Raw genomic sequence first — 22,399 nt, 5'->3', positions numbered from 1 at the left:
GGCCCCCGCCGAGCCGTCGGGCGTCGCGCGGGCGCTGCCCCGCACCGTCGCGGGCCGGATCCGGGCGCTGACCGCCGTGGTCGCCGTGGTGCTCGTGGCGCTGCTCGTGGTGGCGTGGGCGGCGATCGCCGACGCCCGCGACGGCGTGCAGGTGATCGGGAAGGACGCGGGCCCGCAGGTCGTCGCGACCGGCGACATGTACTTCCAGCTGTCGGACATGGACGCCCAGCTGGCGAACGCGCTGCTCGCCGGGGCCGCACCCGGCGGCGGCCGCGACCAGGCCCTCGCCCGCTACGACGAGGACCGGCAGCGGGCCGGCGTCGCGCTGCTGAAGGCCGCGAAGCTCGCCGACGAGACCACCGAGGACGACACCGCCCGCGAGCTGCTGGACGGTATCGGCCGCTACGAGCGGCTCGCGTCGCAGGCGCTGCTGCTCGACCAGCAGTCGGGCCGCACGTCCGGGCAGCCGCCGAAGAAGGTCCTGGACCTGTACCGGCAGGCGACCGACATGATGAAGCTCGACCTGCTGCCCAAGGCGTACAACCTGACGCTCGACAACGGCACGCTCGTCCGGCACACCTACGAGGAGAAGCGCTCCGACGTCCGGTCGGGCGCCCTGTGGGTCATCGTGACCGGGATCGTGCTGCTGGCCGTCCTGCTCGGGCTGCAGGCGTACCTGGCGCGCCGCTTCCGACGGCTGCTGAACCCGGCGCTGGCGGTCGCCACGCTCGGAACCCTCGTCCTCGTCGCCGCCTGCGCCGCGATGCTCTCCGGGCAGGCGGACGACCTGCGCCGGGCGAAGGAGCAGGGCTTCGACCCGATCCTGTCGCTGTCGCGGGCGCGTGCCATCAGCAACAGCGCGAACGCCGACGAGACGCGCTTCCTGCTCGACCCGGCCCGCGCCGACACCTACGAGCAGGTGTACCTGACCAAGTCGCAGACCGTCCTGTACCTGAAGGCCGGAAACCTCGACGAGTACAACGCCGCCGTGCAGAAGGGGCTGCGGATCGAGCAGGGACGCGCGCCGTTCCTCGGCTTCCTCGGTGCGGAGGCCAACCGGGTCCAGGACCTCGCCAGGCCCGTGAACACCGAGGACGCGCTGAGGCGCGTGCTGGCCGACTACCAGAAGGTCCAGCAGAACGACCACCGGATGCGCGCGCTCGTCGACGGCGGGCAGCGGGAGCAGGCGGCCGCGGCGCGCGGCGCGGCCACCACCGACTTCACCCGGTACGACAAGGACATACAGTCCCTCATCGGGATCCACTGGACCGCGTTCCAGGACGCCGTCAAGGACGGCGAGCACGGCACGGGCGGCTGGTACGCGGTCCTGCCGGTCGCGGGCATCGTCATCGTCGCGCTCGCGCTCATCGGGGTGCGTCCGCGCCTGGCGGAATACCGGTGGCAGCGATGAGAAGGCGCGGAATGGGGACCATGGGGATCCGGCGGAACGGGACCGTGCTGCGCACGGCGGCGGCGCTGCTGACCGCCGGGACGGCGGCGCTGTCGGCGGCGGCGTGCGGGATCGCCGACGCGGGCGAGACGTCGATCGTGCACAAGAGCGAGCTCACGATCGGCGTCAACACCGACCAGCCCGGCGTCGGGGCGCGCAGCGGCGGCAGCTACTCCGGCTTCGACATCGACGTCGCGACGGAGGTCGCCAAGCGGCTCGGCGTCACCGGCTCGCACCTGCGCTTCGCCCCGGTGTCGTCCAAGACCCGCGAGAGCCTGATCGGCAAGGGCAAGGTCGACCTCGTCGTCGCCAGCTACTCGATCACGCCCGAGCGGAAGCTGGACATCGCGTTCGCCGGGCCGTACTACGTCGCGCACCAGGACGTCCTCGTCCGCGCGTCCGACGCGTCGGCGGTGAAGAACGTGCACAACCTCGCCGGGAAGCGGCTGTGCCGGGTCGCGGGGTCGGTGTCGTACCCGCGCGTCCACGACGAGATGGGCGTGGCGGCGCTTCCCGCGGACGCCGGGGGCTACGCGGCCTGCCTGGACGACCTCACCGCGGGCCGTCTCGACGCCGTCTCGACCGACGACCTGATCCTGGCGGGCCTGGCGGCGAAGGCCGTCAAGGAGGGCCACAAGGTGACGATCGTCAACGCCCCGTTCTCCGACGAGCCGTACGGCATCGGCCTGCGCAAGGACGACGTGGACGGCTGCGAGAAGGTGAACAAGGTCCTCACGAAGATGTACCAGGACGGGACCATGCCGCGGCTGCTGCACAAATGGTTCGATGCCTCGGGGCTGAAAGTCACCACGACCGTGCCCCAATTCGAGGGCTGTGACGAAGCGTGACCACACGAACGCGCATTGGCAGGAATGGCGGGGCGTGAAGGGCGGATGAGACCGGACGGTCACTGAGATCAGTCGGTTACGTAAGTTCCGGTCGGCGCGCGTGATCGTAAGTTATGGTCGCGATCAAAACCCATTCCGGTAGGAACCGCCTCGCCCGAGGAGTGCCATGACGACGGTCGTCCTGGTGGTGCTGTGCGTCGTGGTCGGGGCGCTGGAACTCTACGCGGGACGGCAGTCCCGCAACCAGGCCACCGCGTTCGCGCGCCGCGTCGACGAGCTGAACGAGCAGGTCACCAAGCAGAACAACGTGCTGGTCACGGTCGGCGAGCAGCTCACCGCCGAGCTGTCGCGGGTCAAGCAGGACGTGCTGCCCGCGCTGGACGGCCGGCTGCGGCACAACCACGAGCAGGTCGAGGAGCTGGCGGGGCGCGTCCACCAGGCCGACGAGCACCTGCGCGTGCAGGCGGGCCGGCTGCACGACCTCGAGCAGCAGCGCATCACGCTCGCCGCGCTGCGCCGCAAGCTCGCCGACATCGAGACCTCGGTGCGGTCGGTGACCGGCGCCGGCGCCGCCGACGTCGAGGACAAGGTCGAGGGCGCGCTGGACCGGCTCGCCGAGCTGGAGCGCGGCGGCGAGGAGATCCTCGAGCTGCAGCGCACCCTCACCCGCACGCTGGAGGACGTCGAGGACGTCGTCACCGAGCTGCTCCAGTTCACCGAGGGCGAGCTCGACGACACCGTCACGGCCGCGCTGACCGGACGGCCGCGCGAGCACCCCGGCGGGACGTCCGTGACCGCCACGGGGCGGCTGTGGGCGCGCGACGAGCAGCTCGAGGACATCCTCACCGAGATGTACGAGCGGTGCGTGCGGGCCAGCCGGCTGAACGTCCGGTTCCGCACCGCCGAGGGCACCGACGGGACGGCGCCGGGCTCGCCCGAGCGGCGCCGCTACTTCCTCGGCGGCCAGGCCGCCGAGGACCTCGCGGGCGCGTTCAGCGCGCTGCTCATCTCGGCCGGCACCGAGGCGCCGAAGAACGGCCTCACCGCCAACGGCGGCGACCGCAGGGGCGGCCTGGCCCGCGTCGAGCCGGGCCTGCCGCCCGGGGTGGAGCCCGCGCGCGCTCCGGAGGACGAGGAGGCCCTCAAGGCGCTCCTGCGGACCCTGTCGGAGTGTTCCGGGGCGGTGGCGCAGATCGGCCCGCTGATGGCCGTGCGTACCCGCGACGAGCTGCTGTGCGCGGTGCTGACGGCGGCGCAGTCACTGGAGCTGGAGAGCGACGAGGTGTTCTGGGACCCGTCGTCCGCCACCGAGCGGCTGCGGCGGCTGCCGTCGCATCAGCTGTGGGACCTCACCGCCTGGGCCTCCGCCCCGTAGGCCGGGCCGGCACCGTAGGCAGGGCCGGCACCGTAGGCCGGGTCCGTGCCGTGGGCGGTACCGGACGCGCCGTGGGTGTTCGGGGCGTGGCCGGTGTTCAGGGCGTAGGCCCAGACCGTCCGCTCGGCGGGGCCGCCGATCCGCACGTACAGCGGGCAGTGCAGCGCGCGCGTCACGGGTTCGACCTCCGCGCACAGCCCGACGCCTGCGGCACGGTCAAGGAACACCACGTTCTCCACCGCGCGCGCGCCGCGCACCGCGTACGGCACCGAGTCGGCGTCGCCGGTGTCGAACAGCTCCTCGAAGGTCAGCCGCCGCGCGAACCGCATCAGCGCCTCCGCGTCCACGACGCGGCTGCCGATCGCCTCCGCCGGGCCCGCCACGACGATGCCGAAGCTCGGGTTCTCCCGGCCCCGCACGTAGATCTCCCGGTCCGGCTCTAGGCCCCGGCGCCGGTCCGGGAGCTGCAGCCCGAACCCGGCGGCGCCGTCCAGGAACGCGGGCGGGCCGAACCCGGTCGCGCCGCCCGGCACCCGCAGCACCGTCTCCGGCGTCCGCCAGCCCGGCAGGTACACGCCGAGCCCGCGCAGCATCAGCCGCCAGATGGGGCGGCCCATGACGTCGTGGGCGAACTCCCCTTGCGCTCCCCCGGCGCCCGCACGGCCCTCCTGCGGCTGCCGACCGGGCTCCCCAACGCCGTCCATGACCAACATCATCAGCCGCGCGTCCGGCGCGCACAAGGGCGATCCGGCGTTCCCGCGCGACCCGGGCGCCTCACCCCCGCGGTCCCTGCACCGCCGGCGCGCGTTGGGCTACCGTTGGACGCACCGGACACGATGGGGAACCGCAGTGAATCTGCAGGACATGGTGGTCCACCGCGACGACACGACGACGCGGATGGTCGACAGGTACTTGATGTCCTACGAGGGACGGGTCATCGCCGTGCGCCGGCACCCCGCCCTCCTCCTGCTGCCGATCGCGTCCACGGTCGCCGCCCTCGTCCTGTGCGCGGCCGTCCAGATCACCATCGGCCTGGTGTGGATCTGGCTGCTGTGGCTGGTCAGCCTCGGCTACCTGCTCTGGAACCTCGCCGCCTGGTCCATGCAGTTCTTCCTGGTCACCGAGCACCGGGTCATGGTGATCCGCGGCGTCCTCAACCGGGACATCGCGATGATGCCGATGGCGAAGGTCGACAACATCGAGCTGAAGCGCTCCTACACGGGCCGGGCGCTCGGCTACGGCGAGTTCATCATCGAGTCCGCGGGGCAGAAGCAGGGGCTCCGGAGGGTCCGCTTCGTGCCGTACCCCGAGCAGCTCTACCTCGAGGTCTCGTCGTTCGTCTTCGGCACCGTCGACGCGGCGCCGGACTGACCCTCCCGGCCGCGCGGCGTCGGAACCCGGCCGCGCGGCGTCGGAATCCCGCCGATCGGCGCGTGATGCCGCCGGGCGGCGCGGGCCGTCGTCAGGAGTCGAAGCCGAGGCCGAAGCGGTCCAGGGCGCGCAGCCACAGCCCGCGGCGGCCGTCGTTGCGGTCGGCGCGGGCCATCTCGCGCCGCGTCAGCGCGATGACGCCGTACCGGATCGGCTCGGGCGGGAACGGGACGGGCTTGGAGCGGACCATCGCCAGCCGCGTCCGCTCGGTCTCCTCGCCGGGTGCAAGGCCGACGCGGAGCAGATCGAGCATGACGTCCGCACCGAAACGCGTGGCTCCCACACCGAGGCCGGTATATCCCGCCGCATAGGCGAGCCGCCGGTCGAAAGCCGTCCCGTAGAAGGCGCAGAAACGGCTGCACGTGTCGATGACGCCGCCCCACGCGTGCGTGAAACGAACGCCTTCCAGCTGCGGGAACGTGTCGAAGAAATGCCGCGCCAAGGCGGCGAAAGTGGCGGGACGGTTCTCCAGGTCACGGCACATCCCGTTGCCGTAATGGTAGACGGCGTCGTACCCGCCCCAGAGGATCCGGTCGTCCGCGGTGAGCCGGTAATAGTGGAACTGGTTTCCGGCGTCCCCGAGCCCCTGCCGGTGCTTCCAGCCGATCGCGTCGTGCTGCGCCGGAGAAAGCGGCTCGGTCACCATTGCGTAGTCGTACACGGGGACGAGAAAACTCCGCATGCGCCGCAGCAGCGGCGGGAACGCGCCCGTCGCGAGCGCGACGCGCCGGGCCGTCACCGACCCGTGCGCGCCGCTCAGCCGCAGCCTGCGGGCGTCCGAGCGCACCCCGGTCACCCGCGCGTTCTCGTGGATGCGGACGCCGAGGGCCCGGCACGCGGCCGCCAGCCCGAACGCGAGCTTCGCGGGATGCACCATGACGACCGCGTCACGGTCCCACAGCCCCGCGAGGTAGGTGGGCGACGCGACCTCCCGGCGGACGGCGTCCGGTCCGAGCAGGATCGGCTCCCAGCCCAGCTCGTACGCCTTCTCCGCCTCCCGTTCCAGCAGCGGGACCTGCCACTCCCGCGTCGCGACCGTCATCTCGCCGGTCGGGTCCCACTCGGCGTCGATTCCGTAGCGGGTGAGGGTGGTGCCGATGGCGCGCAGGTTGTCCCAGCCGAGCCGTTCGAGCTGGTGCATCTCGTCCGGCCAGCGGCCCGAGCCGTTCTCCAGGCCATGGGTGAGGCTCGCCGCGCAGAACCCGCCGTTGCGTCCCGACGCGGCGGACCCCACCCGCCCGGCCTCCAGCACGACGACGTCCAGGGACGGGTCGCGCTCCTTGGCGAGCAGGGCCGTCCACAGGCCGCTGTAGCCGCCGCCGACCACGGCCAGGTCGCAGACCTGGTCGCCCGCCGGCGGCGGCTCCGGCTCGGGGCGCGCCGCGTCGGCGAGCCAGTACGGCACGGGCTCGGCGTCCGCGAGCGCCTTCGCGACATCGTCCGGCACGGTCGCGGAGTCCGGCGCTTTCATGGGATCGGGCCCGTCCCCGCCCTCAGCGGGACGCGCGGATGCTGCGCCGCGCCGACACCACCGCGATCAGCACGCCGACCGCGAAGATGATCGTCCCCATCACGTTGACCTGCGGCGGCGTCCCGGTCCGGGTGGAGCCGTAGATCCACAGCGGGAACGTGATGGTGGAGCCGCTGGTGAAGTTGGTGATGACGAAGTCGTCGATGGACAGCACGAACGCCAGCAGCGCGCCCGCCACCACCCCCGGCATGATCATCGGCAGCGTGACCAGCCGGAACCGCGTCCACGGCCCGGCCCCGAGGTCCTGCGCCGCCTCCTCCACCGCCGGGTCCAGGCCGACCACCCGCGCCCGCACCGTCACCGCGACGAACGCGATCGAGAACATCACGTGCGCCAGCAGGATCGTCAGGTAACCGCGCGGCAGGTTGAACGTGACGAACATGGACAGCAGCGACGCGCCCATCACGATCTCCGGGCAGGAGATCGCCATGAACAGCACCAGGTTCGTCACGCCCTTGCCGCGGAACCGGTACCGGCCGAGCGCGATGCCGGCGAACGTCCCGATGACCGTGGTGATGGCGGTGCTGAACAGCGCGATCGTCAGCGAGTTGACCACCGCCGTGGTCAGGTCCTCCTTGTCGAACAGGTGGACGTACCACTTGAACGTGAAGCCCTGCCACTGGAAGTTCTGCTTGCTGTGCGTGTCGTTGAACCCGAACATGATCATGATGGCGATCGGCAGGATCAGCCACGCGATCAGCAGCAGCGTGTACAGGTGCAGGCCGGAGATCCGGCGGCGCCGGCGCGGCGGCGCGGGGCGCGGCGCCGCGGGGCGCGGTTCCGCGGTGGGTGCGATCGTCGTCATCGTCCCGCCGCCTCCAGAACGTCCTGCGTGCCGAGCGACCGCGCGTACACGAAGATGCCGACCAGCAGGATCGCCATCAGCGCGAACGACAGCGCCGACGCGACCGGGTAGGCGCTGTTGTCGAAGTACTCCGTCTGGATCACGTTGCCGATCATCGTGTTCCGCGGGCCGCCCAGCACCTCGGCGTTGACGTAGTCCGAGGAGACGGGCACGAACGTCATGATGACGCCCGCGAACACCCCCGGCAGCGACAGCGGCAGCACCACCCGCGCGAACGCCTGCGCGCGGCTCGCGTACAGGTCGTACGCCGCCTCGACGACGCGCTCGTCGATCCGCTCCAGCGCCACGTAGATCGGCAGCACCATGAACGGCAGGAAGTTGTACGTCAGCCCCGACACCACCGCGACGCCCGTGTCCAGCACGTGGAAGCCGTCCGGCAGGATGCCGTGGTTCCGCAGCGGCCCGAGGATCGGCCCGTTGTCGGTCAGGACCAGCTTCCACGACACCGTACGCAGGACGAACGACACGAAGTACGGAAGCAGCAGCAGGAACAGGTACGTCGACTTGTGCCGCCCGCCGCGGAACGCGATCCAGTACGCGGCCGGGTACGCGAGCGCGATACACAGGACGGTCGCTATCAGCCCGTACCAGAGCGACCGCACCACCTTGTCGCCGTAGGTGTTCAGGCTGTCGGTGTAGTTCTGCCAGTGGAACGTCTGCCGGAAGCCGTCGATGAGGTTCCCCGTCTGCAGCGACAGCGACACCATCAGCACGATCGGCACGATGAAGAACGCCAGCATCCACAGCCCGCTCGGAAGGATCATCAGGTACGGCGTCGACGCGCCGCCCCGGGACCGCCGGGCCATCACGACCCCTTGGCGATGGGCTCGAAGATCTTCTGGTACTGCGTCTCCTCCGCCTGCGTGAGCCGCCGGTAGTGCCGCAGCCGCTGCATGTCCGCGTCCGTCGGGAACACCAGCGGGCTCGTGCTGAGCCGGGTCAGGTCCTTCTTCTCCTGGCCCGTCGCCTTCGCCGCGTCCGCCGCGACGACCTGCTTCACCCCGGGCACCGGCGTGATGTAGTTGACGAACTCGGTCAGCGGCGCGTTGTTCTCCGGGACGTACAGCCAGTCCATCAGCGTGATCGCGTCGACGGGCGCGCTCGCGGTCTTCGGGATGCACATGTTGTCCGTCCAGATCGTGCCGCCCTCCTTCGGGATGGCGAACCGGACGTCCGGACTGGTCATGCTGTACACGTCACCGGACCACGCCATCGTCATCCACACGTCGCCCTTGCTGACGGCGTCGACGTAGTCCTGGTTGTAGTACTTGCGGACGATCCCCTTGTCGCGCTGCTCCCGCAGCTTCGCCGCCGCCTTCTCCCAGTCGGCCTGCGTCGACTTCTCCGGGTCGATGCCCAGCAGGAACATCCCGAAGTTCCCGAGCTCCTGCGAGTCGCCCATCATGCCGACCCGCCCCTTGTACTTCGGGTCGAACAGCTGCGCGATGCTGGTGATCTCCTCCTTGACGTACTTGGTGTTGTACGCGATCCCGGTGATGCCCGACTCGTACGGAATCGTGAACGCGTTGCCCGGGTCGTACGACGGGTTCTTGAACGTCGCGCCGGCGTTGGCCTGGAAGTTCTTCAACCGCGACTGGTCCAGCGGCGCCAGGTAGCCGAGCTGCCGCGCCTGCTCCAGCTGGATCCCGTTCGTCATCACCATCAGGTCGAACCCGATGGACTGGCCCGCCGCCAGCGGGGCCTGGATCTTGCCGAACCAGGGCCCCATCTCCTGGATGACCTCCTTGTAGTCCACCTTGATGCCGGTGGCCTTCTCGAAGGCCTTGATGGTCGAGTGGTCGTCCTCCATGTAGCCCGGCCAGTTCGCCCAGTTGAGCTTCCCGGTCTGGGCCTTGCCCGCCCAGTACTTCTGCACGTCGGTCTGGGTGACCTTCTCCTTGCCGCCCTGCCCCTTCACACCGCAGGCGGACAGGGCCAGGCCGGCGCCCGCCGCGCCCATCAGCCGCAGGACGTCCCGGCGGGACGCGGTGGACCGTGCCAGCCGCGGGCGGGTCAGGCCGCGCAGGAACGCGGGGTCGATGTTCGTCACTGGGGGGCTCCTATGGCGTACGAGTGGCGCGGGTCCCACGACAGCCAGACGCCGTCCCCGCGAACGGCGATGTCGTCGGCGTTCGTGGCGTTCTGCAGGAACACGACCACGTCGGCGCCGGTGGAGGTGGTGATGTTGTAGTTCGTCGAGGTCCCCAGGTAGACGACCTCCGTGACCGTGCCGCGGACGCGGCACAGGTCGCCGGCCGGCTTGTCGGTCCCGATGCCGATCTTCTCCGGCCGGACCGTCAGCTCCAGCCGCTCCCCCGCCGCGACCGCCAGCCCGTCCCGCACCGGCACCTCGATCCGCCCGTCCGCCCCGTAGGAGATCACGGCGCCGCCCCCGGACACCTCGGCGACCTCCCCGCCGAGCAGGTTCGACGTCCCGATGAACCCGGCCACGAACCGCGTCGCCGGATGCTCGTAGATCTCCCGCGGCGTGCCGAGCTGCTCGATCAGCCCGTCGTTCATCACCGCGATCCGGTCCGACATCGTCAGCGCCTCGCCCTGGTCGTGCGTCACGTACACGAACGTGATGCCGACCTCCCGCTGGATGCGCTTCAGCTCGACCTGCATCGCCTGCCGCAGCTTCAGGTCGAGCGCGCCGAGCGGCTCGTCCAGCAGCAGCGCGCGCGGCCGGTTCACCAGCGCGCGGGCCAGCGCGACCCGCTGCTGCTGGCCGCCCGACAGCTCGGCGGGACGGCGCCGCTCCCGGCCCGTCAGGTCGACGATCTCCAGCATCTCGCCGACCCGCGCCTTGACGTCGGCCTTGCCGACGCCGCGCCGGCGCAGCCCGAACGCCACGTTGTCGAAGACGTTCATGTGCGGGAACAGCGCGTACGACTGGAACACCATGTTCACGTCACGGCGGTTGGCGGGCACGCCGGTGACGCTGCTTCCGTGCAGGTAGACCTCGCCGGCCGTCGGCTCCTCGAAGCCGGCGATCATGCGCATGGTGGTGGTCTTGCCGCAGCCGGACGGGCCGAGCAGGGAGAAGAACTCCCCCTGCGCGATCGTCAGGTCCACGCCGCGGACCGCCGCGACGGCCTCGCCGTAGGCGTGGTAGGTCTTCTCGACTCCCGTGAGCTCGATGGCGGGAACTGCGCGACCCGGGTCGTCGCGCGCCGGGGCGGGCTGGGTTTCGGTCATGGGCAGGGGTTTCCTTCACGAGCTCGTGGCGCCCGACCACCACGGCGACGCCCCCGCGCCGGCCGGCGTCCGTCCGGAGGACCGGACGCCGGCCCGCGCACCGCCGCGGTACGTCCCTCAGGCGCCGATGTAGTGCATGACGTGCTTGACGCGGGTGTAGTCCTCGATTCCGTACATCGACATGTCCTTGCCGTAGCCGGAGTGCTTGAAGCCCCCGTGCGGCATCTCCGAGACGAACGGGATGTGGGTGTTCACCCACACCGCCCCGAAGTCCAGTGCCTTGCTCATGCGCATCGCGCGCCCGTGGTTCTGCGTCCACACGCTGGCCGCCAGCCCGTACCGGACGCCGTTCGCCCACTCGATCGCCTGCGCCTCGTCGGAGAACCGCTGGACGGTGATGACCGGGCCGAACACCTCGTTCTGCACGATCTCGTCGTCCTGGCGGAGCCCGCCGACGACCGTCGGCTCGAAGAAGTAGCCGGTGTCACCGGACCGCGACCCGCCGGCCAGCACGCGCGCGTGCGACGGCACCCGGTCGATGAAGCCCTGGACGCGCTCCAGCTGCGCCTGGCTGTTCACCGGGCCGTAGAAGGCGTCGGTGTTGCTCGGCGGGCCGACCACCGTGCCCCGCGCCGCCTCGGCGAGCGCCTCGGTGAACTCGTCGTGCAGCCGGTCGGCGACCAGCACCCGCGTCGCCGCGGTGCAGTCCTGCCCGGCGTTGAAGTAGCCGGCCTCGGCGATGCCCTGCGCCGCGGACTCCACGTCCGCGTCGTCGAACACCACGACCGGCGCCTTGCCGCCGAGCTCCAGGTGCACCTTCTTCAGGTCCTTCGCGGCGGCCGCGGCGACCTCCATGCCCGCCCGCACGCTGCCGGTGATCGACACCATCTGCGGGGTCGGGTGCTCCACCAGCGCGCGGCCGGTGTCGCGGTCGCCGCAGATCACGTTGAACACACCGGGCGGCAGGTGCTCCGCGGCGATCTCCGCCAGCATCAGCGTGCTGACCGGGGTCGTCTCGGACGGCTTGAGCACCACGGTGTTGCCCGTCGCGAGCGCCGGCCCGATCTTCCAGACCGCCATCATCATCGGGTAGTTCCAGGGCGTCACCTGCGCGCACACCCCGATCGGCTCGCGCCGGATCGACGAGGTGTGGTCCGCCAGGTACTCGCCGGTGGCCTTGCCCTCCAGGACGCGGGACGCGCCCGCGAAGAACCGGAGGTTGTCCACCATCGGCGGCAGCTCCTCGTCCATGGTGAGCTGGACGGGCTTGCCGGTGTCGCGGCTCTCCGCCTCGACCAGCTCCCGTCCCCGGGCCTCGACCGCGTCCGCGAACCGCAGCATCGCCAGGCTGCGCTCGCCGGGCGTGGCGTCCCGCCAGGCGGGGAACGCCTCCGCGGCGGCGCGGAACGCGGCGTCGACGTCCTCGGCGCCGGACACGGGCGCCTCCGCGTACGCTTCGCCGGTGCTGGGGTCGACCACCTCCAGCGTCCGCCCGTCCTTGGCGTCGGTGTACTCGCCACCGATAAAGTTGCGCAGCCGTTCGCCGCTCATCTCGATCCTTCCTGGGCGCCGCCGCCCGAACTGTCCCGTTGGCCTGACCCTGACAGACGTTCCAGCCCAACACAAGTGATTCCGTTGTTACGATCCAGTTTCACGACTAATTCACTTGGACCAGCCGCCTCACACCCTCGATGCCGCAGCTAGGAGTACCAACGATGACGGAGGAGCGCCCTCCCGCCCGCCGGGGCTCCGCCCGGCCGCCCGTCCACCTCGACGAGACCGCCAAGCGGATCATCGAGCAGCTCCAGCAGGACGGCCGCCGCTCCTACGCCGCCATCGGCAAGGCCGTCGGCCTCTCCGAGGCCGCGGTCCGGCAGCGCGTGCAGAAGCTCCTCGACACCGGCGTCATGCAGATCGTCGGCGTGACCGACCCGCTGATGCTCGGCTTCTCCCGGCAGATGATGATCGGCGTGAAGTGCGAGGGCGACCTGGAGACGATCGCCGACGAGCTCGCCGCCGTCGACGAGATCGACTACGTCGTCATCGCCGCCGGCTCGTTCGACATCCTGCTCGAGCTGGTCTGCGAGGACGACGAGCGCCTCCTGGAACTGCTGGGCCGGATCCGCGCCGTGCCCGGCGTCGTCTCCACGGAGAGCTTCGTCTACCTCAAGCTGCGCAAACAGACCTACTCCTGGGGGACCCGCTGAGGCCGCGCGCCGCCGTCCGCCTTCGCCCGCCATCCGTCGATTCTCGTCCCCAATGAGGATGTCCCGGCAACCCCTCGCGGCGTACTTTGAGATGCCGCAAGGAAGGAAACCGGCCATGTCTGAGTCGGTCCGTCCGGACCTTCCCGCCTCTGGAACCGACGACCGCATCGCTCTGAGCACGTCCGCCGAGCAGCTCCTCGCCATCCGCAAGGCCGCCGATCTGATCGGCTGGAACGTCGCCGACTACGTCCTGTCCGCCGCCCTCGACCGCGCGGAACGCGACCTGTACGAGCACGCCGCCGCCCTCCGCGCCGCCAACCCCGGCCCACCCCCGGACCCCAAGGCGACCGAGCCCTTCCTAGCCCTCCTCCTAGCCCTGAGCTAACCCCCACACGCCCCCGCCCCTAATAGCGGGGGCGTCCCTTCGCGACCGACAACCACCGCCCCACCGAACAGCACAGCCTCGGCCTGGCGCCCTCACCCTCCCCACCAACCCGCCTCACCACCACCAAGCCGAAGCCCCGCCAGACCAGCCAAGACCAACAGCCGACACACCCAGCAAACCCGTCAACACCCCCACCACCCCACCCCGGCTCAGAGGACAAGCACCCCCCGGACTTCACCCGAGCACGCTCACCGGCCCCAAACCCCAACCGGCCAAGCAAGAACGAAAGCCGACACACCCCACAACAACACCTTCACCCCCCACAACAGCCCGTCTCACAGGGCGAGCAACACCCCGCCGACTTCACCAGGACATGTTCACACGCCCCCGAACCCCCGACCGGCCAGGCAGAACGACAGCCAACACACTCGCAACAGCACCTTCACCGCCCCACCCTCAACAGCCCGACTCAGAAGGCGGGCAACACCGCCGCCGACCTCACCGGGCGTGTTCACTGGCCCAAGCCCTGACGGACCCGGCAAAACAGCAGGCGACGCAGCCGATGGATCCAGCAGCGCCTTCACTTGCCCAGACAAGCCAGCGCAGTCAGTGACGCAGCACCCCACCGGTTCATGCGAAGGGTCGCCCTGCAGCTTGGGGCCAGGCGGCTTGAGGTCAGGCGGCTTGAGGTCAGGCGCTTTGGGGCCAGGCGGCTTGGGGTCAGGCGGGGTCGGCGAGGGCGGTGGACAGGCGGGAGGCGTAGGCAGCGGCCTCGGCATCGGAGTCGTACTTCTGGCGGGGCCAGAAGAAGCCCCTCAGACCGTCCTTGCGGTTGCGTGGGACGACGTGAACGTGCAGGTGGGGGACGCTCTGGCTGACGCGGTTGTTCATGGCGACGAAGGAGCCGGCCGCGCCGAGCACCGACTCCATGGCCGCGGCGAGCCGCTGCGCGTGCTGGAAGTACGGACCGACGAGGTCGGCGGGCAGGTCCGGCAGCGTCTCGACATGCGTCCGCGGCACCAGCAGCGTGTGCCCCTTGAAGAGCGGCCGGACGTCGAGGAACGCGAGCGCGTCCGTGGTGTCGAGGACGATGTGGGCGGGGCGCTCTCCCTTCACGATCTCGCAGAATATGCAGGGCTTGCCGGACGCGGAGTCAGCCATGCGCGGCATTCTGCCGCCCTCCGCCTGCGTGCGCAGCCTCCTCCCTAACGGCGTCCTTAGGTTTCCGCGGCTACCCTTCGTGTCCTATGCGGCTCGACGATGTCGCCTTCCGCTACCACCGGAGGGGTCCCTGGGTGCTGCGGGACGTCACGCTCTCCCTATCGCCGGGCAGCGTCACCGAGGTGACGGGACGGAACGGCGCGGGAAAGTCCACCCTTCTCCGCCTCATCGCCGGCCTGCGCGCCCCCGGGCAGGGCTCGGTGCGCGACAGGCCGAGCCGGATCGGATACGCGCCAGAGCGCTTCCCCGTGGATCAGCCGTTCACCGTCCGCTCCTACCTTGGCCACATGGCCGCCGTCAGACGCGCGCCCAAGGACACGATCGGAACGTGGGCCGAGCGTCTTTCTTTCGATCACCTCCTCGACGTGCGGTTGCCGGAGCTGTCCAAGGGCAGTGCCCAGAAGGTCGGGCTCGCCCAGGCGCTCATGGACGATCCGGGCCTCCTCATCCTCGACGAGCCGTTCGCCGGCCTGGACGCGGCGACCCGCGACACCCTCCCGGGCCTGATCGCCGGCCTCGCCTCCGGGGGCACAACCGTGGTCATCAGCGACCACCAGCGCTGCATCGAATCCCTCCCGGGCATCGACCGGCTCCAGGTCGCGAACGGCACGGTGACGCGTCTGGCTCCCGGCGAGGAACCGGACGCCCCGAGGCTCACGGTGCTCGAGGTCGTGGTGCCCGAGGCCGACGCCGACACCGTGGAGACCAAACTCCGCGCCGACGGCTACACCGTGCGAAGGCCCGACCAGTGATCACCAAACCCTCCGCAAGCACCAAAGCGCTCCCAGGTGACAGCCGGCAGCCCACCTCCGAGCCCCCTGGCTTCCCCCGAGATGAGGCCAGGCCCCCAAGCCGGCAATGGCCACCAGCCCACGCCCGGCACACCCACCCGAGGAGAGAACACCCCAACCGCGCAATCCCCGAACCGAAAGACCGTCAGGGGCGCGGACCGAACGGCCATCCAGCGCACAGACGAAGCCTCCGCGCGACCTCGGAGCAGAACGACCACCCCAGGCGGGAACGCAACGGCCTCTCAGAGCGCAGCCGAGACGACCACGCGATCCCAGAACTGAACGACCGCCCTGGGCAGGGACCGAACGGCCATCCAGCGCACAGACGAAGCCTCCGCGCGACCTCGGAGCAGAACGACCAACCCGGGCGGGGACGCAACGGCCTCTCAGAGCGCAGCCGAGACGACCACGCGATCCCAGAACTGAACGACCGCCCTGGGCAGGGACCGAACGGCGATCCGGCGCACAGACGAAACCTTCGCGCGAGTTCGGAACGGGACGACCAGCCCCGGTGGGGATGCAACGGGCTTGCAGAGTGCGGCCGGGACGGCGGTGCGAGTTCGGGTCGGAACGGCCATCCCTTGCGGGGACGGAAGGGTTACTCGGAGTGCGGGCGAGGCCTTCGCGCGGGTGCTGGGCGGGGCGGCTGGCTGGGGTGCTGTCGGAACGAGTGTGCTGGGTGCGGCCTGAGCGGGCGTTCGGGGCGGGAACGGTGGGTCTGGGCGGGCCGCGAGTGGGTCGGGTGGGGGCGGTGATCGCGCTCGCGCGGTTCCAGGTCGAGGGGTACGTGCGTTCGTTGCGCGTCCTGCATCCGGTGATCGTCGTGGCGCTGGTCATGGTGCTCGTGCTCGTGCAGGGGCCGGGCGGGCCGGAGCGGATGAAGCTGTCCGTCGGCACCTTCGGCGACGTGGCGGCTTTCATGTTCCCTATCTGGGCCTGGACAGCGCGGGCCCTGCTGGACACACAGCCTGACGAGCAGCGGGCGCTGTCGGCGACCGCGGCGCGGCACCGCTGGACGCCCACGTGGGCGGGGTTGGCCGCCGCATACGCGGTGAACCTGTGCTTGGGCGTCATCGTGCTCGCCATTCCTCTCGTGCAGGCACTCCAGGTCGGTGCTCCAGGGCGGGCGATCCTCGCGGGGTGCGCGCTGAGCGTTCCGGTGGCGATCGCCGGCACGCTGCTCGGTGCATGGACGGGCCGGGCGTTCATCCCGGACCCCGGGGTGTCGCTGCTTGCGCTGCTGGGCGGCGCGACGGCCGTCCTTCTGCTGGGGCTGGGACGGCTCTCGTGGCTCTCCGTCCCGATGATCGAGTGGCTGCGGTCGGCGCATGACGGCCCCAACCGCTTCCTCGCGGACTTCCCCGGCCTGGTGCTGCACCTCGCCCTCTGGTCGGCCGTCGTGGGCGGTGCATACGTGTTCGCCGCGCGGCTGCGTCGCTGACCGCCCGAACCGCTGCGAAGAAGCGGTCGCGCACTCCGGATGTCATGTCGCTTGAACGGTCAGCCATGCACCCTCCAGTGGAGCGCTCCGGTGGGAGCAGAAGTAGACGCGGCCCGGGTCGCCCCAGTACCAGCCGAGACGGTCGTCGGAGTCGAGCTGGAGCAGGAGGCGCCAGTCGTCGGCGGCCGCCAGGTCGTCGGCCGACAGTTCCGGGGCGTCGAGGGTCTCCAGCGGACGGCCGGTGGAGGCGTACAGGCAGTCGGGGCCGACCGGCCGCTGGACGAGGTCGGGCCAGCCGCCCAGCTGATGCGCCGGGGTTTCGGGCGTGACGTGCCGGGACCAGACCGCGTGCAGCTGCTCGTATTCGGCCAGGAAGCCGCGGTGGACGCGCTCCAGCCGCCGCATGACGGGCTCCTGCGGTGACGGCAGGGACAGGAACGGAGCGGCGCCCAGCTCGGCCGGCGGATAGGAGACGGTGCCGGGCGGTGGTTCGGCGGGGTGCAGGTCGCCGGTGAACACGCGCCACCCGTCCCGCTGCCCGGACGCGTCGCCCCACGGCCGCGGGGTCTCGCTGGCGTAGTAGAAGGCGGCCGTGCCGGTGCGGGGAAGGCCGGGGATCGTCCCGAAGACGGCGAGTTCGGCGAAGTCGACGGCGCCCAGGAAGTCGAGCGGACGGCCCCTCCAGACGGGCCAGGCCGCGGCGGCCGGCAGCAGCGGCGCGCCGCCGAGCCGGACCGGTACGCCGTCGCCGGCGGCGCCGAGCCGCACCGCGGGCCGGGCCAGGGACAGCAGGATCGAGATGATCTCGGAGGTGAACAGGAGGCCGAGGAAGGCGGTCAGCCGCCGGCGCTGCGCGTCGAAGTCGTCCATGCCCAGCAGCCTGCTGGGCGCCAGCGGCGGTCACCACCCCGCGGCGAAAATGTGGATAACTCCGCGGCGGTGATCGTCCTCAGCGGCCTTCGAGGGCTCCGGCGAGCTGGGTGAGGAAGCGGTCGACCTCCTGCTCGTCGTAGCCCGGCCCCAGGCGGACGACACGGAACGCGCTCTCCCGGACGTCCCGCGCCGACACCGGCGGGGCCGCGCCGCGCAGCCCGGAGATGACGCGGTCCAGGAACGCGTCGACGTCCCGGACGTCGTAGCCCGGGCGGATGCCCGAGCCGGCGAACCGGGCGTTCTGGATCCAGTTGATCAGCCATGCGGGGTTCGCCCGGGGCCGGCCGGGACGCTCGGCGATCGGCGCCTTCGTCTCCAGCTCCCTGATGCACTCGCGCACCAGGTCGTCCACCGCGCGGCGGTCGTAGCCGCGCAGCACGACGTCGAAGCGCGCCGTGCGCACCTCGTCCGCGGACATCGGCGGCCCGCCGTTCAGCGCGCCCGAGATCCGTTCGAGGAGGCCGTCCACCTGTGTCCGGTCGTAGCCCCGCAACGCCACCGGCAGCCGCGTGCTCATGAGCGCCACCGTGCTCCTCAGCCCTCGTCCCCGCGCCAGCGTGGCCCGGGGGGCGCCGCCGGCGCGCTCAGTCCTTCGTCGCCGCGGCCAGCTGTCCGCAGGCCCCGTCGATCTCCCTGCCCCGAGTGTCGCGCACCGTGACCGGGACCCCGTGGGCCTCCAGGCGGCGGACGAACTCGCGCTCGTCCTCCGGCCGCGAGGCGGTCCACTTGGAGCCCGGCGTCGGATTCAACGGGATCAGATTGACGTGTACGAGGTGGCCGCGCAAGAGCCTGCCGAGAAGATCGGCCCGCCAGGCCTGGTCGTTGACGTCCTTGATGAGCGCGTACTCGATCGAGACGCGCCGTCCGCTGCGCTCGGCGTAGGCCCACGCGGCGTCCAGGACCTCGGCGACCTTCCACCGGTTGTTGATCGGGACGAGGTCGTCGCGCAGCTCGTCGTCGGGCGCGTGCAGCGACACCGCGAGCCGCACCGACATGTCCTCGGCGGCCAGCTTCTCGATCGCCGGGACGAGGCCGACCGTGGACACGGTGACGGACCGCTGGGAGATCCCCAGGCCGGCCGGTGCCGGGTCGGTGATGCGGTGGACCGCGCCGATCACGGCCTTGTAGTTCGCGAGCGGCTCCCCCATGCCCATGAAGACGATGTTGGAGACGCGCCCGGGGCCGCCGGGGATGCGCCCGCGCGCCATCGCGCGCGCGCCAGCGGCGACCTGTTCCACGATCTCGGCCGTGGAGAGGTTACGGGTGAGCCCGGCCTGGCCTGTAGCGCAGAACGGGCAGTTCATGCCGCAGCCCGCCTGGGACGAGACGCACATCGTGGCCCGGTCCGGGTACCGCATCAGCACCGACTCGAACAGGACCCCGTCGAACGCCTTCCAGACCGTCTTCAGCGTCCTGCCGCCGTCGCAGTCCAGCTCGCGCACCGGCGTGAGCAGCGAGGGCATCAGCTCGGACACCAGCCGGTCGCGCACGGCGGCCGGCAGGTCGGTCATCTTCGCCGGGTCGTCGACGAGCCGGGCGAAGTAGTGCCGCGACAGCTGGTCGGCCCGGAACGGCTTCTCGCCCAGCTCCGCGACCGCCTCGCGGCGTTCGGCCTGCGTGAGGTCGGCCAGGTGCCGGGGCGGCTTGCCGCGCCGCGGCGCGGCGAAGACGAGCTTCGCCGGGGTCTTCTTGGGCGCGGCGCCCGCGGTGGCGGGCTCGGTGGTGGCAGACATGGTCCTTCCAGTGTCGCAAACACCTGACGATGCCTCGTCCGCCCGCAGGCGCGCTTCGCCCACCCGCAGGCGCGCTCTCTTCCGGCCGTGGGCGCGCCCCTTCGGCGGGCGCTACGACATCGCTGCACATGACCTTGTCTGCGACTAAGGTCTCGATCATGTCGGTTTTGCGCAGGGGTGCCGCTTCGCCGAGGAGCCCCGCCGCCACGATCGTCCACGCCGAGGCAAGCCCGTACGGCAGCCGGAGGCTCGTCGTCGAGTCCGACGGTGACGTGACCTCGGCCTACCTGCGGGACGCGCGGGACTCGGTGATCGGCGCCGTCTGGGTCGCCAACCACCGCAAGGCCCCGTCCTCGCTGGACCGGCAGCGGCTGGACGCGGGCGGCGCACCGCTGCTGCCGGAGTCCCATGTCGCCCATCCGCAGGGACGGGAGGCCGTGGACGCCTCCGCCCTCGAGGTGGTGTGGTTCGAGGAGGGCGACGGAGCCGCCGTGCTGGAGGCCGGCGACCCCCTGTTCGTGATCCCGGGATGGTCCGACATGGGCCGCGGCATCCCCGGCTACGCGCGCGACGCGACGCGGCAGAGCCCGTTCGCCTTCCCCATGGAAGAGGAGATCGCGGAGTTCGGCCCCCGTATCGAGCGTGCCCGCGAGCACTGGAAGATGTGCCGCGCCGACGGCTCCTGGGCGGAGTTCCAGCAGTCGGTTCTGGGCCACCTGCTGCAGCGGCTCGGTCCCGGCGGCCACTACTGGCACGACGTGGGGCGTCAGCTCGCGGGAGGCAAGGCCAGCACGTCCCCGACAGTGGGCGTGACGGAGCGGCCCGCGCGCGGCAATCGCGATTTCACCGTGCTCAGCTCGGTCGGGATGAGCCGCCAGCGGATGCCCACCGTCGAACTGTACGAAGACGACGTCGCCCCGTACGCCCGCATAGAGCTCGCTGTGGCGAGCACACTGCCCAGCCAGCGCGCGGGGAGCATCTTCCCGTGGCTCGCGCAGTACCCGTGGCGATCGGTGACCTGGTTCGCCCCTGGCGACGTGGTCAAGTGGTACCACGAGGCCCGCACGTTCCCTCTGGGGAGTGGCGACAGCGCGTGGGAAGGCGTGCTCCTCCTGGACGACCCCACCCGGCTCGCAGGGCCGGAGGCGCCCGCCCTCACCGGGCTGACTGTGCAAGGCGATCCCGTCCGGTGGCTGTGGCTCGTCCCCATCAGCGGTGAGGAGCACCGGTACGCCAAGAGCGAGGGCTCGGACGCGCTCATCCGGCGCCTGGCGCAGCAGGGACGCTCCTGGGTCGTCTCCTAGCCGCGAGACGACCCGGCCCCCTCCTGACCTCAAGCAGCGGCCAGGCCCGGGGTCTAGCTGGGGACGAACAGCTCCAGCAGCAGCCACACCACGGGGGCCGTCGCGACGAGCGAGTCGAGGCGGTCCATGACGCCGCCGTGGCCCGGCAGGAGTGTTCCCATGTCCTTGATGCCGAGATCCCGCTTGATCATCGACTCGATGAGGTCGCCGCCGGTCGCGGTCACCACGGCGGCTAGGCCGACCAGCGCGCCCTGCCAGGCGTGCCCGCCGTCCAGCAGCCACCACACCAGCGCGCCACCGACGATCATGCAGGTGATCGCGGAGCCGGTGACGCCCTCCCACGTCTTCTTCGGGCTGATCGTGGGGGCGAGCTTGTGCTTGCCGAGGAACGTGCCGGCGAAGTAGCCGCCGATGTCGCTGGCCACCGTGGTCGCGATGAAGATGACGGTGCGGTCGTCCCCGTCGCCCGGCCGCATGAGCAGCGCGACGATCCCGCCCATCAGCACCAGGTATCCGGCGACGAACGCACCCGCGCTGACGTCCCGGACGTAGCCGTCCGCGCCCTCCGTCATCCGGATCAGCATCATGCTGAGCACGGTGAGCGACACCGCCGCGACCACAGCGGTGGGCCCCCATACATAGGACACGACCGGGGTGGCCACCATGCCCGTCGCCAGCGGGATGAACGGGACCCGGATGCCGCGGGACTTGAACGCGTCCGTCAGCTCCCGCATACCGAGGAAGAGGAAGACCACCATCACGGCAAGGAAGATCGGCTTGACCGTGTAGAGCGACAGCAGTACCAGCGCCCCGAGGGCGACACCCACTCCGATGGCCATCGGCAGGTTCCTGCCGGTCCTGCTCTGGCGTCCGCCATCGGACGGGTCCTGGGGCGGCTCCCCTTCGGGTTCAGCGCGCGCGCCCGTCGCGGACGTCGCGGACGTCGCGCCGGAGGGCGCCGTGTCCTCTGCGGCGGTGCCTGCGGGGGTGTCCGGCGCCTCGCCGGAGGGCGAGTCCAGAGCTTCTCCCGGGGGTGGGCCGGGCATGTCGACCTCCGGCTCATCCGGGGAGCCCGCGGGCTCCCCGGCGTCGTCGAGTCCCATCAAACTTCGAGCAGTTCGGCCTTCTTGTGCTCGAGCAGCTCGTCGATCTGCGCCACGTACTTGTGCGTGGTGTCGTCGAGCTCCTTCTCCGCACGCCGCACCTCGTCCTCGCCGACCTCGCCGTCCTTGGCGAGCTTGTCGAGGGTGTCCTTGGCGCGCCGCCGGATGTTGCGGATGGAGATCTTGCTGTCCTCGGCCTTGGTGCCGGCGACCTTGACGAAGTCCTTGCGGCGCTCCTCCGACAGCTCGGGGAAGACCACCCGGATGACGTTGCCGTCGTTGGTGGGGTTCACGCCGAGGTCGCTGTCGCGGATCGCCTTCTCCACCGCCTGCATGGACGACTTGTCGAACACCTGCACGATGACCATCCGCGGCTCCGGCAGCGTGAACGACGCCAGCTGGTTGACCGGCGTCGGCGTGCCGTAGTACTCCGCGGTGATCTTGTTGAACATGGCGGGGGTGACCCGGCCGGTGCGGATGGCCTGGAAGTCCTCCTTGGCGACCGCGACCGCCTTCTCCATCTTCTCCTCGGCTTCGAGGAGGGTCTCGTCGATCACTGTGACTCCCATGTCATCTGGTCGGC

The 22,399-nt window shown here is 71.0% G+C and carries 22 protein-coding genes; 9 read left to right on the top strand and 13 right to left on the bottom strand.

Going from position 1 to position 22,399, the window contains the following annotated elements; translation table 11 throughout:
* The 3 genes from F9B16_RS10175 to F9B16_RS10165 form a co-directional block, all read left to right on the top strand.
* Positions 1-1,411: hypothetical protein (locus tag F9B16_RS10175; protein WP_318839227.1), on the top strand; the 1,411-nt coding region annotated here is incomplete at its 5' end.
* Between the two features lie 20 nt (positions 1,412-1,431).
* A complete protein-coding gene (locus F9B16_RS10170; protein ID WP_151539759.1) occupies positions 1,432-2,298 on the top strand; it encodes a glutamate ABC transporter substrate-binding protein in 867 nt (288 codons plus the stop codon).
* 166 nt (positions 2,299-2,464) lie between these two features.
* On the top strand, positions 2,465-3,673 hold the full coding sequence (locus F9B16_RS10165) for a hypothetical protein (RefSeq protein ID WP_151539754.1): 1,209 nt from the start codon (positions 2,465-2,467) through the stop codon (positions 3,671-3,673).
* Here F9B16_RS10165 and F9B16_RS10160 read toward each other — a convergent pair.
* On the bottom strand, positions 3,634-4,377 hold the full coding sequence (locus F9B16_RS10160; protein ID WP_192808704.1) for a hypothetical protein: 744 nt from the start codon (positions 4,375-4,377) through the stop codon (positions 3,634-3,636). The two genes, F9B16_RS10165 and F9B16_RS10160, sit on opposite strands and share 40 nt — an antisense overlap.
* A gap of 145 nt (positions 4,378-4,522) precedes the next feature.
* Between F9B16_RS10160 and F9B16_RS10155 the strand changes: the two genes are divergently transcribed.
* Positions 4,523-5,044: a PH domain-containing protein gene (locus tag F9B16_RS10155; RefSeq protein WP_225991518.1), complete on the top strand. Its 522-nt coding sequence runs from the start codon at positions 4,523-4,525 to the stop codon at positions 5,042-5,044.
* A 91-nt stretch (positions 5,045-5,135) separates the two neighbouring features.
* On the opposite strand, the gene F9B16_RS10150 is transcribed toward F9B16_RS10155, so the two are convergent.
* The 6 genes from F9B16_RS10150 to F9B16_RS10125 all read right to left on the bottom strand — a co-directional run bounded on the left by F9B16_RS10150 (position 5,136) and on the right by F9B16_RS10125 (position 12,249).
* The gene (locus tag F9B16_RS10150; RefSeq protein WP_151539753.1) at positions 5,136-6,575 is read right to left on the bottom strand and encodes an NAD(P)/FAD-dependent oxidoreductase; all 1,440 of its coding nucleotides are present in this window, start codon (positions 6,573-6,575) and stop codon (positions 5,136-5,138) included.
* 22 nt (positions 6,576-6,597) lie between these two features.
* On the bottom strand, positions 6,598-7,440 hold the full coding sequence (locus F9B16_RS10145) for an ABC transporter permease (RefSeq protein ID WP_151539752.1): 843 nt from the start codon (positions 7,438-7,440) through the stop codon (positions 6,598-6,600).
* Positions 7,437-8,306 carry an ABC transporter permease gene (locus F9B16_RS10140; protein WP_151539751.1) on the bottom strand — a complete coding sequence of 290 codons (870 nt, stop codon included), beginning with the start codon at positions 8,304-8,306 and terminating at the stop codon, positions 7,437-7,439. Before F9B16_RS10140 ends, F9B16_RS10145 begins: the two co-directional genes overlap by 4 nt.
* Positions 8,306-9,550: an ABC transporter substrate-binding protein gene (locus tag F9B16_RS10135; protein ID WP_225991517.1), complete on the bottom strand. Its 1,245-nt coding sequence runs from the start codon at positions 9,548-9,550 to the stop codon at positions 8,306-8,308. The genes F9B16_RS10140 and F9B16_RS10135 overlap by 1 nt, the downstream gene beginning before the upstream one ends.
* Complete coding sequence (locus F9B16_RS10130) at positions 9,547-10,698, bottom strand: ABC transporter ATP-binding protein (protein ID WP_151539750.1); 1,152 nt, start codon at positions 10,696-10,698, stop codon at positions 9,547-9,549. The genes F9B16_RS10135 and F9B16_RS10130 overlap by 4 nt, the downstream gene beginning before the upstream one ends.
* Before the next feature lie 117 nt (positions 10,699-10,815).
* Positions 10,816-12,249, bottom strand: a complete 1,434-nt coding sequence (locus F9B16_RS10125; RefSeq protein WP_151539749.1) for a gamma-aminobutyraldehyde dehydrogenase — start codon at positions 12,247-12,249, stop codon at positions 10,816-10,818.
* Between the two features lie 164 nt (positions 12,250-12,413).
* Between F9B16_RS10125 and F9B16_RS10120 the strand changes: the two genes are divergently transcribed.
* Positions 12,414-12,905: an Lrp/AsnC family transcriptional regulator gene (locus F9B16_RS10120; RefSeq protein ID WP_151539748.1), complete on the top strand. Its 492-nt coding sequence runs from the start codon at positions 12,414-12,416 to the stop codon at positions 12,903-12,905.
* Positions 12,906-13,020: 115 nt separating this feature from the next.
* Entirely contained in the window at positions 13,021-13,290 is a 270-nt protein-coding gene (locus F9B16_RS10115; protein ID WP_151539747.1) for a type II toxin -antitoxin system TacA 1-like antitoxin, read from the top strand.
* 720 nt (positions 13,291-14,010) lie between these two features.
* Here F9B16_RS10115 and F9B16_RS10110 read toward each other — a convergent pair.
* Positions 14,011-14,451, bottom strand: a complete 441-nt coding sequence (locus F9B16_RS10110) for an HIT family protein (protein WP_318839226.1) — start codon at positions 14,449-14,451, stop codon at positions 14,011-14,013.
* A gap of 86 nt (positions 14,452-14,537) precedes the next feature.
* Between F9B16_RS10110 and F9B16_RS10105 the strand changes: the two genes are divergently transcribed.
* The gene (locus F9B16_RS10105) at positions 14,538-15,263 is read left to right on the top strand and encodes an ABC transporter ATP-binding protein (RefSeq protein WP_151539745.1); all 726 of its coding nucleotides are present in this window, start codon (positions 14,538-14,540) and stop codon (positions 15,261-15,263) included.
* A gap of 790 nt (positions 15,264-16,053) precedes the next feature.
* Positions 16,054-16,743 (top strand): hypothetical protein, encoded by a 690-nt coding sequence (locus F9B16_RS10100; RefSeq protein ID WP_151539744.1) that lies wholly within the window; start codon positions 16,054-16,056, stop codon positions 16,741-16,743.
* A gap of 42 nt (positions 16,744-16,785) precedes the next feature.
* On the opposite strand, the gene F9B16_RS10095 is transcribed toward F9B16_RS10100, so the two are convergent.
* The 3 genes from F9B16_RS10095 to rlmN all read right to left on the bottom strand — a co-directional run bounded on the left by F9B16_RS10095 (position 16,786) and on the right by rlmN (position 19,409).
* Positions 16,786-17,613 carry a DUF1963 domain-containing protein gene (locus F9B16_RS10095; RefSeq protein WP_151539743.1) on the bottom strand — a complete coding sequence of 276 codons (828 nt, stop codon included), beginning with the start codon at positions 17,611-17,613 and terminating at the stop codon, positions 16,786-16,788.
* A 79-nt stretch (positions 17,614-17,692) separates the two neighbouring features.
* The gene (locus tag F9B16_RS10090) at positions 17,693-18,193 is read right to left on the bottom strand and encodes a DivIVA domain-containing protein (protein ID WP_151539742.1); all 501 of its coding nucleotides are present in this window, start codon (positions 18,191-18,193) and stop codon (positions 17,693-17,695) included.
* 67 nt (positions 18,194-18,260) lie between these two features.
* Positions 18,261-19,409, bottom strand: coding sequence for a 23S rRNA (adenine(2503)-C(2))-methyltransferase RlmN (rlmN, locus tag F9B16_RS10085; protein ID WP_151539741.1), 1,149 nt, complete (start codon positions 19,407-19,409; stop codon positions 18,261-18,263).
* Positions 19,410-19,567: 158 nt separating this feature from the next.
* Here rlmN and F9B16_RS10080 point away from each other — a divergent pair, with 158 nt between their 5' ends.
* Positions 19,568-20,713 carry a suppressor of fused domain protein gene (locus F9B16_RS10080; protein WP_151539740.1) on the top strand — a complete coding sequence of 382 codons (1,146 nt, stop codon included), beginning with the start codon at positions 19,568-19,570 and terminating at the stop codon, positions 20,711-20,713.
* Positions 20,714-20,766: 53 nt separating this feature from the next.
* On the opposite strand, the gene F9B16_RS10075 is transcribed toward F9B16_RS10080, so the two are convergent.
* Both F9B16_RS10075 and frr read right to left on the bottom strand, forming a co-directional pair.
* Positions 20,767-21,552 carry a phosphatidate cytidylyltransferase gene (locus F9B16_RS10075; RefSeq protein ID WP_192808703.1) on the bottom strand — a complete coding sequence of 262 codons (786 nt, stop codon included), beginning with the start codon at positions 21,550-21,552 and terminating at the stop codon, positions 20,767-20,769.
* 263 nt (positions 21,553-21,815) lie between these two features.
* The gene (frr, locus tag F9B16_RS10070; protein WP_151539738.1) at positions 21,816-22,373 is read right to left on the bottom strand and encodes a ribosome recycling factor; all 558 of its coding nucleotides are present in this window, start codon (positions 22,371-22,373) and stop codon (positions 21,816-21,818) included.
* Between the last annotated feature and the right edge of the window lie 26 nt (positions 22,374-22,399).

Origin of the sequence: Actinomadura montaniterrae (assembly GCF_008923365.1) — a bacterium.
Lineage (GTDB): Bacteria > Actinomycetota > Actinomycetes > Streptosporangiales > Streptosporangiaceae > Spirillospora > Spirillospora montaniterrae.
This window is presented reverse-complemented; position numbering and strand designations above follow the sequence as displayed.